The organism is Intestinibacter sp. (assembly GCF_051866655.1).
Taxonomy (GTDB): domain Bacteria; phylum Bacillota; class Clostridia; order Peptostreptococcales; family Peptostreptococcaceae; genus Intestinibacter.
Map to the genome: position 1 here is coordinate 1 of NZ_JBJDXL010000552.1, position 2,099 is coordinate 2,099.

2 protein-coding genes are annotated in these 2,099 nt (G+C 36.4%); one reads left to right on the forward strand and one right to left on the reverse strand.

Annotation, left to right across the window (positions count from 1 at the left end; all coding sequences use genetic code 11):
- A partial coding sequence (gene bioA / locus ACI3VO_RS16665) for an adenosylmethionine--8-amino-7-oxononanoate transaminase (RefSeq protein ID WP_439758988.1) occupies positions 1 to 1,082 on the forward strand: 1,082 nt, incomplete at its 5' end.
- 60 nt (positions 1,083 to 1,142) lie between these two features.
- Here the strand turns inward: bioA and ACI3VO_RS16670 are convergent.
- On the reverse strand, positions 1,143 to 2,099 hold a 957-nt coding region (locus ACI3VO_RS16670), incomplete at its 5' end, for a fibronectin type III domain-containing protein (protein ID WP_439758989.1).

A 2,099-nucleotide genomic window follows, 5' to 3' on the forward strand; every position in this document is an offset into this window, starting at 1 on the left:
GGTGGAGTGTGATACACGGCTACAAGCATCCTGTGTTAAACGAGGCGATTAAAGAACAGGTAGATAAATTTGCACATGTAATGCTTGGCGGACTTACACACGATCCTGTGCAAAAATTGTCAGACAAGCTAGCAGAATTCTTGCCGGGTGACTTAGACTACTGCTTTTTTTCAGATTCAGGAAGTGTAGGGGTAGAGGTAGCACTTAAAATGGCGCTTCAATACTATGTAAATCAAGGCGACCTAAAAAGAACAAAGGTGCTTTCACTTACTAATGCATACCACGGCGATACATTCAAAACAATGGAGGTAGGCGACGATGAGGATTACCATTTTATATTAGAAGTCTATGGAGAAAACAAAAACGTGATCCATATTCCTACCGAAATCGATGCACTAGAAGAGGCATTTGAAAAATACCACGAGGAGCTAAACTGCTTCATAGTAGAGCCACTCTTACAAGGTGCAGGCGGAATGAGAATGTACGATGTTTCATTTTTAAAACGAGCAAGAGAGCTATGTGACAAATACGATGTACTGCTTATTTTTGATGAAGTCGCCACAGGACTTGGACGCACAGGAAATAGATTCGTCGCCGACTTAGTTTTGCCAGACATTATAGTTTTGGGAAAAGCACTCACAGGTGGATATATAGGACATGCCGCTACAGTTGCAAATCACAAGGTTTACAACGGATTTTACAGCGATGACGATAGAAAAGCGCTTATGCACGGACCAACATTTATGGGAAATGCTCTAGCTTGCAGTGTAGCCTTAAAATCCATTGAGTTATTTGAAAATGAAGATTATATGTCTAAAATAAAACGTATAGAAGAAATCACAAGAGAAGAAATGGAAGGATTTTCTGATCCTAGAATCAAAGAGGTTCGAATAATGGGTGGATGCGTATGTGTAGAGGTTCATGATTCGGAAACCTTGAGTGGGTATCAACAATTTGCATATGAAAGAGGAGTGTTCAGTAGACCATTCTTGAACTATTTGTATGCGATGGTTCCTTATGTTATAGGTGAGGAGGAGCTTAGAAAGGTACTTGGGACTATGAAGGAATGGTTCGTGGATTAGTAGATTTTGGAATAAGAAGCACGTAAAATGAGGTTGATTATTTTACGTGCTTTATTTTTTCTATCTACATTTTATATATTTTACAGTACTGTAATTGCCGTAGATTTTTTCTCCAGATACGGTTCTATATGCTCTGACTTTAAAGTAATAAGTCTTTCCTTTTGTAAGTCCTGTTTTTGTGTAGCTCTTGCTTGTAGTAGTTTTAATTAATTTATATGTTCCAGATTTTGATGTAGCCATATAAACCTCGTATCCTGTAGCTTTGGTGCTGCAGTTAGTCCAAGAGACTTTAATGCTTCTTGATACAGTTGAGCTTAGAGTAACTTTTGGTGTAAGTGGCTTTGTAACTACTTTTAGGGAATCAGAATAATTTGAATAAATTTTCTTACCATTTACTACTTTATAAGCTCTTACTTTATAAGTGTATATATTGGCTGATACTCTGCCTGTATCTTTATATGTAGTTGTGCCAGCGCTTACTTCACCTATTAGATTATAGCTACTATTAGTTGTGCTATATCTGTAAATTTCGTATCCGCTTGCTCTAGCTACATTTTTCCAGTTTAGAGTTACAGTGCTTGTTGTTGTGGAACTACTAGAAAATACAGGTTTTAGAGGTTTTGTAGTAACCTTTAAAATATCTGAGTCCTCTGAGTATACAGTTCCAGCAGTTGAAGCCTTAAATGCTCTAATTTTGTAGCTATATGTAGTTGCAGATAATCTGTCTTTATCTGTATAGCTTGTTGTTTCTGAATTTGCTATAATATCTATTAATACGTACTTTTTGCTACTAGATGAATATCTATAAATTTCATATCCGCTGCAATCTTTAACTTCGTCCCATGATAGTGTAATTTGTGAGTTTGTTTTAGAAGCTTCTCTAAAATTATTTACTTTATCTGGAGCATTACTATCTTCTTTTAATTCCATGAATTTTATCAGATTGCCGCCTTCATCTTCAGCAAAGCCTTTTGAATAACGTTCTGCTGTTGAACCTTTATAGCCGTATATGTATAG